Origin of the sequence: Mesorhizobium sp. Root102, assembly GCF_001425625.1 — a bacterium.
Lineage (GTDB): Bacteria > Pseudomonadota > Alphaproteobacteria > Rhizobiales > Rhizobiaceae > Mesorhizobium.
Genome location: NZ_LMCP01000001.1, coordinates 757518 through 765620, shown reverse-complemented (window position 1 = coordinate 765620; position 8103 = coordinate 757518). Strand labels below are relative to the sequence as shown.

Here is an 8103-nt window from a genome sequence, read left to right as displayed (position 1 = left end):
TCCTTGATGGTTCGGTTCATGCGCTCGACCTGGCCGTTGGTCCAGGGATGCTTGATCTTCGTGAGCCTGTGGTCGATCTCATGTTCGTTGCAGACACGGTCGAAGATGTGGACGAAGGCATAGCGATGCCGTTCCTGGTTGGTGAACTGGATGCCGTTGTCCGTCAGCACTGTGTGGATGGCATAGGGAAGGGTTGCGATGAGATTGCGCAGGAACTGTGCCGCAGCCATCTTGCCCGCCTTCTCGTGCAGTTCGACATAGGCGAACTTTGATGTCCGGTCGATCGCAACGAAGAGATAGAGCTTGCCTTCGGCGGTCTGGACTTCAGCAATGTCGATGTGAAAATAGCCGATCGGGTAGGATTTGAATGTCTTCTTTGCAGGCTTGTCGCCCTCGACATCCGGCAGGCGTCCAATGCCATGGCGCTGCAGGCAGCGGTGCAGCGACGAGCGTGTCAGGTTCGGGATGGTCGGCTGGAGGGCATAAAGGCAATCATCGAGCGGCAAGAGTGTGTGCTTCCGAAAAGCCACGATGACTGCTTCTTCCTCAAGCGACAGGACCGTTGATTTCGGATCTTTCGGGCCAGTCGGAAGATCCGCAACGGACGTGCGCTTCTTCCATTTGGCAACGGTCTTCTGATTGATGCCGTAGCGCTTCGAAAGCGCTCTCAGGCTCTCTTCACTATTCTGTATTGCTCGACGGACTGCCTCTGTCGTCGTGGCGCTCCCATGTAGAATCTGTCCCACAGTGCATCCCTCCATTCCAAGGAAAATAATGCACCATCAAAGCTCGGGATCAAACACTTTAGACTAGCACAGCGATTTTTCGCGATCATTGCAGTCGAACCGCAGCGGACCCTTTCGGTGTCAGCTCNCTGCCTCTGTCGTCGTGGCGCTCCCATGTAGAATCTGTCCCACAGTGCATCCCTCCATTCCAAGGAAAATAATGCACCATCAAAGCTCGGGATCAAACACTTTAGACTAGCACAGCGATTTTCGCGATCATTGCAGTCGAACCGCAGCGGACCCTTTCGGTGTCAGCTCGTCATGACTGGAGAGGATTACTATCCGCTCCCGCAACCGGTGTAGCAGGGCGTCGAGAATGCGCTTGCCTTGTTCGGCCGCGAGATGCTCGGTCGGTTCGTCCAGGAGTACGATGGGCATATCGGAAAGCCATGCACGCGCGAGGTTCAATCTTTGTGCCTCGCCGAGTGAAAGCATATCCTGCGTGATCCAGCCGTCCAGGCCGCCCGCCGCCCCGATACGGTCCTGAAGTTCCACAGTGGTCAACGCGCGCCACAGCTCATCGTCGCTGGCGTGCGGGGCAAACAGGTTCTCGCGCACTGTGTCGGCGAGAATCGTCGCGTCGTGGGGGCAGAAACAACTCATGGAGCGGCGCGCATCCGCACCGAGTCCAATACCATCGCCCAGGACGCATTCGTCACCGGCGTCGAGCCAGCCGGCGATCTGCTTCAACAGGGAGGTCTTGCCGCAGCCACTGGCACCATGCAGGACTGTTGTCCTGCTGGCGTGGAAGGTCGCGCTGAGTGGCCTTCCAATCAGCCGGCCATCCGGGGCGTGGCGCGGCAATCCGTCCAGCGTTAGTGACGAGATGTGCTTTCGGAAGTGATCGCGCGACAAACCGTCCGCGTTTACGGTCCATTTCGCCAGGGCCGCGCGCGCCGCTGTCTCGCGCGCGAAGGCGACGACGATCTTCGATGCACCCAAGACGGATTCCCCGACGGCCAGCCAGGAGAAGGCAAGGAGGGCGGGCACCAACAGGGCCTCGCCGCGCAGGCCCGACAACCAGGCGCACACCAGGACGCTCAGCATGGCGCATGGCGCGAGGCAGTTGGCCAACATATCGAACAAGGTCTGCCTGTGACGAAGCACCAACGCGCGTGCCTGGGCATTGGCGTGGCCCTCAAATGGCTCGTTGAGCATCGGGTCCCAGCGGCGTTCGCCTTGCAATGGCACCACGGCCTGTACCGCCGCGCCAAGCAGGCGGGAGGCCGTTTGCCTGCTTTCGCGAATTGCCGCCAGATCGGACTTGGCTCGTCTGGCAAGGAACCGGGCCCCGACCGTGTTTACCGCGATGAGGAGCAGGATGGGTACGATTGCCAGCGGGATCAGCCAAGAGGTAGCCACGACAAGCAATGCAATGGCGACGCCAAGGGTGACCGACGGCAGGCCGACGCGCAAGCGTGCATAATCCACGTCCTCGACGTCATCGAGATAGTCGGCGAGGCGATCCTGATTGCCGAGCTGCCACCCGGCTCTGCGCACCGCCGGCGCGGCGGCCATCGTGGCGAACAACGTCGAGCGACGCAGGACCTGATCGGTGAGCGCCGCCCGGTGGCCGACAACGCGCTCGCCATATTTGGCAGCCGTGCGCGTCAAGGCGAACAGGCGTATCAAGGCGGCGGGGATATGGAAGTTGAATGTCATGGCGGCGGGCGTCAGCCCCGCCAGCGCGACCGCGCCGAGAAACCACACGGACGCGCCGGTCAGCAGGATTGAGCCCGCCAGAGCGGCAAATGCCATAACAAGAGCGAGGCGCCACGGCGCTCTGTTCCGGGCGCGCTCGGTGACTTTCGGGGAAGCGCTCTCGTTCATGCGGCTCGCTCCCCTGCTTGCCTGTTTCCCACATCGAGGTCGATCGTTCTACCGGCAAGCATGGCCAGGCTCCTGTCGTGCGTGGCCACGAGTACGAGCCGGCCGCGCGCGGCATCCGCAAGCGCAGCACGGACGATCGCGGCATTGGCGGGATCAAGCTTGGCGGTCGGCTCGTCGGCGAAAATCGCTCGGCTCGAGATCAGTGCCCGCGCCAAGCCGATGCGCACGCGTTGCCCACCGGAGAGGTTTTCACCGCCAGCCTTGATCAGCGCGTCAAGCCCTGCCGGCAAAAGCACATCGTCGAGCAGGCCGACATTCCCCGCCGCAAGCAGCAGCCTTGTCCGGCAGCAGGGGCCGTTTCCCCAGCCGATGGCATCGCCAAGCGTACCTTCCGGAACATAGATGTCGGTCGAGCACCAAGTGACGCCTGGCTGGGCGTCAAGGTTCGGTTGAACGGAAAGGGTGGACCCGATCCCTGCAAGATGGCGCAGCAGGGTCGACTTGCCTGATCCGCTTGGTCCGGTGATGGCCACCAGTCCGGTCTGCGGCAGACGCGCCATCTTGGTTGCCAGATCTCGGGTCCGGATAGCGGCTTTGAAAGCCGGTAATCCCGGACGAGCGTCCAGAACCAGCGCGTCGAGCGCGGCGGCGGCGGCGAGGCCCTCGGCCTTGGCGTGATATTGCTCGGCGTAACGTCGGAACGGGGCGAAATACTCCGGCGCGATCATCAGTATGAACAGGCTTTGCCAGAGTTGAAGGTCGGCAAAGCCGGGAGTGCTGATGAGCTTGAGATGTCCGAGGCCGAGAAACACGGCGAGGATCGCGATCGACAGCGACGAGAAGAAGTCGATGATGCCGGCGTTGAGGAATGCGATCCTGAGCACACTCATCGTGCCCGAGGCATAAGTGTCCAGCCGCACCGCGAGCTTGTCTTCTTCCCGCGCCAGCGCGTGGTTCCCAAGGATGGTCGGCAAGGAGCGGATGCGATCGGCGAACTGGGCGGCAAGACGACCGAAGGCCTTCTCCTGCGCCTCGGCACCGCTGCGGATCGCACTGCCAATGAGGACGAAGAAGACGATCATCACCGGCGTCAGCACGATGAGCGCAAGTGCCGCCTCCCACGAGACGGCAACGATCGCGGTTGCGGCAAGCAGAGGCCCCAATCCCAGCATCATCGAAGCGAGGCAATGCCCGACCGCCAGGCCAGCCACGGCTTGCGGATAGCGTTGAAGTCCCGCGATCAATGTTCCGAGCGGCATAGCCTGGATATCGCCGGGAGAAGCCGCTGCGAGGGCGCGACGCACCGCCTCAAGCAGGCCGTTGGCGACCTTCAGCTTCGTTTTGGCGATGGCGCGGTCGCCCACCAGGCCAACGACAGAGCAAAGGATCAGACTGGTCAGCGCGGCGCCAAGCAGCGGCCAGCTTGCATTCCCCGAGATCATGCGGCCCACGAACATTGCCGCCAGACCTATGAAGGCAAGCCGCAGCATCGCGCGCGCCACCTGCAATGCAAGGGCGGAACGCAAGCCGGGGGTGGCCAGGCCGCGCGCAACGCGAAGTGTCTTGCCGGGGGCGGGTGCCCCTGGATTGGCCGCCTCCGGTGGATTTGCCCCCGTTGGGCGTTTGCCGCGCTGATTCAGGATGGTTTTCAGCATGACAGCTCAATCTCATGCCGCGGCCCTCAGGGAATTGATGCACATCAAAGGCGCAGCCGCACAACAAGCTATCAAAAGGAACGCTATAACGGAGCTTCCGATGACCAACCCATTGCTTGTGGAACTGTCGCGGCTGCAATTTGCGCTGACCGCGATGTACCACTTCCTGTTCGTCCCGCTGACGCTGGGCCTCTCCATCATGCTTGCGATGATGGAGACGGTCTACGTCATGACCGGCCGCACGATCTGGCGAGACATGGTCAAGTTCTGGGGTATGTTGTTCGGCATCAATTTCGCCCTCGGTGTCGCCACCGGCATCACCATGGAATTCCAGTTCGGTATGAACTGGGCCTACTACTCCCACTATGTCGGCGACGTGTTCGGAGCTCCTCTGGCGATCGAAGGCCTGATGGCGTTCTTCCTGGAAGCGACCTTCGTCGGGCTGTTCTTCTTCGGTTGGGAAAAGCTCTCCTCTCGCGCGCATCTCGTCGTCACTTGGCTGGTCGCGCTGGGCACCAATTTCTCGGCGCTGTGGATCCTGATCGCCAATGGCTGGATGCAGAATCCGGTCGGCTCGGCCTTCAACCCGGATACGCTGCGCATGGAAGTGACGGACTTCGTGGCTGTCCTCTTCAACCCTGTCGCACAGGCAAAGTTCGTCCATACCGTTTCGGCGGGCTATGTCTGCGGCGCCACCTTTGTGCTCGGCATTTCGGCCTTCTATATGCTGCGCGGCCGGCACATCGATCTCGCCAAGCGTTCCTTCGTCATCGCCTCGGCCTTTGGCATCGCCTCATCGCTTTCGGTCATCGTACTCGGCGACGAGAGTGGCTACGCCATCACCGACAACCAGAAGATGAAGCTCGCCGCGATGGAGGCGATGTGGGAGACTGAGCCAGCTCCCGCCTCCTTCACCGCCTTCGGCATTCCCAGCATGGCCGATCGCACGACCCATTTTGCCGTGCATATTCCTTGGGTCATGGGCATTATCGGCACGCGCTCGATCGACAAGGAAATCCCCGGCATCTTCGAACTTGTCGAGAAGGCCGAGGGGCGCATCCGCAACGGTCTGACCGCCTACGATGCACTCGAAAAGCTCAAGGTCAACCATGGCGACGCGGCTGCACGCACAACCTTCGATACGACAAGCAAGAATCTAGGCTACGCCCTGCTGCTCAAGCGCTATGTCGAGGATCCGCGCCTGGCCAATGCCGATCAGATCAAGCAGGCGGCATGGTCGACCGTTCCGGAAGTGCCGGCGATCTTCTTCACATTCCGGATCATGGTGTTGTGCGCCTTCCTTCTGCTTGCCGTCTTCGCGATCTCGCTCTGGCATACGATGCGTGAGACGCCGGCGCCCCGCTGGCTGTTTCGCATGGCGCTGATCGCAATGCCGCTGCCATGGATTGCCGCTGAGGTAGGCTGGTTCGTCTCCGAATTCGGCCGGCAGCCATGGATCATCGAGGGTACGCTGCCGACCTTCCTGGCGACCTCCGAGCTTGGCATCCCTGACCTTCTGATCACCATCCTTGGGTTCACCGTTGTCTATGGCGTCCTGGCTGTGATCGAGGTGCGGCTGATGTTGCAGGCAATAGCAAAGGGTCCGGCCGTCAGCGCGAATGCCGCGCCTCCCCTCGGCGAAGGCAAACGAGTCCATCTGGCGACCGCCCAATAGACCCGGGACCAGCAAGGAACAACGACGATGATCGATTTTCTCTTCAACTACGAAACGCTACGGATCGTGTGGTGGGTGCTGCTTGGCGTCCTTTTGATCGGTTTCGCGGTGACCGACGGCTTTGACATGGGCGTAGGGGCACTGCTGCCCTTCGTCGCAAAAACCGACATCGAGCGGCGCGTTGCCATCAACACCATCGGACCGGTCTGGGAAGGCAACCAGGTCTGGTTCGTACTTGGCGGCGGAGCCATCTTCGCTGCGTGGCCGGCGCTCTACGCGTTGAGCTTCTCCGGCTTCTACCTCGCCATGTTCCTGGTGCTGTTCGCGATGATCTTGCGGCCGGTCGCCTTCAAGTACCGCTCCAAGCGAGAAGACTCGCGCTGGCGTTCGAATTGGGACCGGGCGTTGTTCATAGGCGGCGCCGTGCCGGCGCTCATCTTTGGCGTGGCAGTGGGCAATGCGCTAAGAGGCGTGCCGTTCCACTTCGACACTGACCTTCGGCCGTTCTACGAGGGCACCCTGTTCGGCCTTCTCAACCCGGTGGCGCTCTACTGCGGCCTGGTTTCGCTTTCAATGCTTGTCATGCACGGCGCGGCGTGGCTGGCCTTCAAGGCGGAAGGGACGGTGGCTGACCGCGCCCGTATCATCGGCGGTAAGGCCGCGCTGGCCGCTGCCATCTTGTTCGCCGGCGGTGGCGTGCTTGTCTGGCTCGGGCTGCTCGGCGGCTACGAGATCACGAGCGCGATCGTCTGGGATGGCCCGTCAAATCCGCTGGGCAAGACCGTCATCGCGAGCGGAGGTGCCTGGCTGCGCAACTTCCACGCCACGCCAGCCCTTTGCCTGGTTCCGGCGCTAGGCATTGTGGCGCCGCTGATCGCCGCCGCCGGCTTCCGCGCGCGTCGCGAAGGCCTGACCTTCATTGCGTCGAAGATTGGCATTTTCTGCATCATTGCGACTGTCGGCCTGGCGATGTTCCCCATCATCCTGCCGTCCAGCACAAATCCGGGCCATTCGCTTGCGGTGTTCGACGCATCCTCAAGCCGGGCGACGTTGCGCAACATGCTGATCGCAACCGTCATTTTCCTGCCGCTCATCCTTGCCTATACGGCCTGGGTCTACAGCGTGCTTTGGGGAAAGGTCAGCGAAGCCTCCGTGCGCGAGGCCGGTTCATCGGTTTATTGAATCAGACTGGAGATTGCAACGATGTGGTACTTCGCCTGGATCCTCGGCCTCGGACTGGCCACCACGGTCGGCATCCTGAATGCCCTCTGGTACGAACTGCGCGCGGTTCGCGCGCAGCCCTCCGAAAGAATTGAGCACTTGGAAGCGCCGTGAGACGCCGCGACTAAACCTCCATTGTGAAAACGCCGTCCCCATCAGCTTGCCAGGGGAAAGCCTTGCGCACGCCAGGCGCCGATACCGCCGCCCAGATGGGTGTCGTGCGATTGTCCACCAGCTTTGGCGATGGCAATCGCTTGCGATGAACGGCCGCCGGCCTGGCAATAAAACACCACGGGTTTGTCGGATGGGATGAGCGCCATCTCCTCACGAAGCCTGCCTAAAGGAATATGAATGGCCCCGGCTATATGCCCGGACGCCCACTCGGCGTTCTTCCTAACATCGACAAGCGTGATCGTGTCGCCCATCTGACGCACTTGCGTCGGTGTCAGCGTTCTGACCGACGACTGCGCTCCAAATCCAAACATTGCACTTCTCCTGTTTCTTCCGGATGCGGCATGCCATGCACCGCCTTTGAGATTGTCAATTGCAACAGCTTCTCGTCAGGGACAGAAAGCCGAGTGAAGCGCTTCGACGACCGTGAGCACTTCCGGCCGGGTGATGCGGTAGTAGGCAGTCGTGCCATCGCGGCGCGACTCGACCAGGCCGTCAGCACGCAACCGCATCAGTTGCTGTGACATCGGCACTTGGTCGATGCCCAGCAACTCGCGCAGTTCCGCGACAGAGCGCTCGTCCTTCCCCAACGCGCAGAGGACCAGAAGCCGTTGCGGATGGGACAGGCTCCTGAGCAGGTCCGCTGCCTTTCCCGAAGCCGGGATCATCTCTTTTACATTCATACTCTTGAATTTAAAATACTTGAATGTTAATTGCAAGCCCATCTGTTTGGCTTGCGAACGGCACGCCTTACAATCGGGCCGCC

The 8103-nt window shown here is 61.5% G+C and carries 8 protein-coding genes; 3 read left to right on the top strand and 5 right to left on the bottom strand.

The genetic code is table 11. The features are described from left to right. The 3 genes from ASD12_RS03430 to ASD12_RS03420 form a co-directional block, all read right to left on the bottom strand. The coding region (locus ASD12_RS03430; RefSeq protein ID WP_056581946.1) for an IS481 family transposase at nucleotides 1-746 on the bottom strand (746 nt) is incomplete at its 3' end. Nucleotides 747-1001: 255 nt separating this feature from the next. Then, nucleotides 1002-2615: an ATP-binding cassette domain-containing protein gene (locus tag ASD12_RS03425; protein WP_082525218.1), complete on the bottom strand. Its 1614-nt coding sequence runs from the start codon at nucleotides 2613-2615 to the stop codon at nucleotides 1002-1004. Next, on the bottom strand, nucleotides 2612-4270 hold the full coding sequence (locus tag ASD12_RS03420; protein WP_082525217.1) for an ABC transporter transmembrane domain-containing protein: 1659 nt from the start codon (nucleotides 4268-4270) through the stop codon (nucleotides 2612-2614). The genes ASD12_RS03425 and ASD12_RS03420 overlap by 4 nt, the downstream gene beginning before the upstream one ends. A 100-nt stretch (nucleotides 4271-4370) precedes the next feature. Here ASD12_RS03420 and ASD12_RS03415 point away from each other — a divergent pair, with 100 nt between their 5' ends. From ASD12_RS03415 to cydX, 3 genes are read left to right on the top strand one after another with little or no spacing between them, the layout of a single operon-like run. Further along, a complete protein-coding gene (locus ASD12_RS03415) occupies nucleotides 4371-5945 on the top strand; it encodes a cytochrome ubiquinol oxidase subunit I (protein ID WP_056581879.1) in 1575 nt (524 codons plus the stop codon). A gap of 27 nt (nucleotides 5946-5972) precedes the next feature. Then, complete coding sequence (cydB, locus tag ASD12_RS03410; protein WP_056581878.1) at nucleotides 5973-7127, top strand: cytochrome d ubiquinol oxidase subunit II; 1155 nt, start codon at nucleotides 5973-5975, stop codon at nucleotides 7125-7127. A 21-nt stretch (nucleotides 7128-7148) separates the two neighbouring features. Beyond that, nucleotides 7149-7280: a cytochrome bd-I oxidase subunit CydX gene (cydX, locus tag ASD12_RS32690; protein WP_082525216.1), complete on the top strand. Its 132-nt coding sequence runs from the start codon at nucleotides 7149-7151 to the stop codon at nucleotides 7278-7280. Nucleotides 7281-7321: 41 nt separating this feature from the next. Here the strand turns inward: cydX and ASD12_RS03405 are convergent, their stop codons facing one another. Together ASD12_RS03405 and ASD12_RS03400 are read right to left on the bottom strand one after the other, a co-directional pair. Then, nucleotides 7322-7651 (bottom strand): rhodanese-like domain-containing protein, encoded by a 330-nt coding sequence (locus ASD12_RS03405; protein ID WP_056581877.1) that lies wholly within the window; start codon nucleotides 7649-7651, stop codon nucleotides 7322-7324. Nucleotides 7652-7726: 75 nt separating this feature from the next. Next, nucleotides 7727-8056 (bottom strand): metalloregulator ArsR/SmtB family transcription factor, encoded by a 330-nt coding sequence (locus ASD12_RS03400; protein WP_244482722.1) that lies wholly within the window; start codon nucleotides 8054-8056, stop codon nucleotides 7727-7729. Nucleotides 8057-8103: the final 47 nt, after the last annotated feature.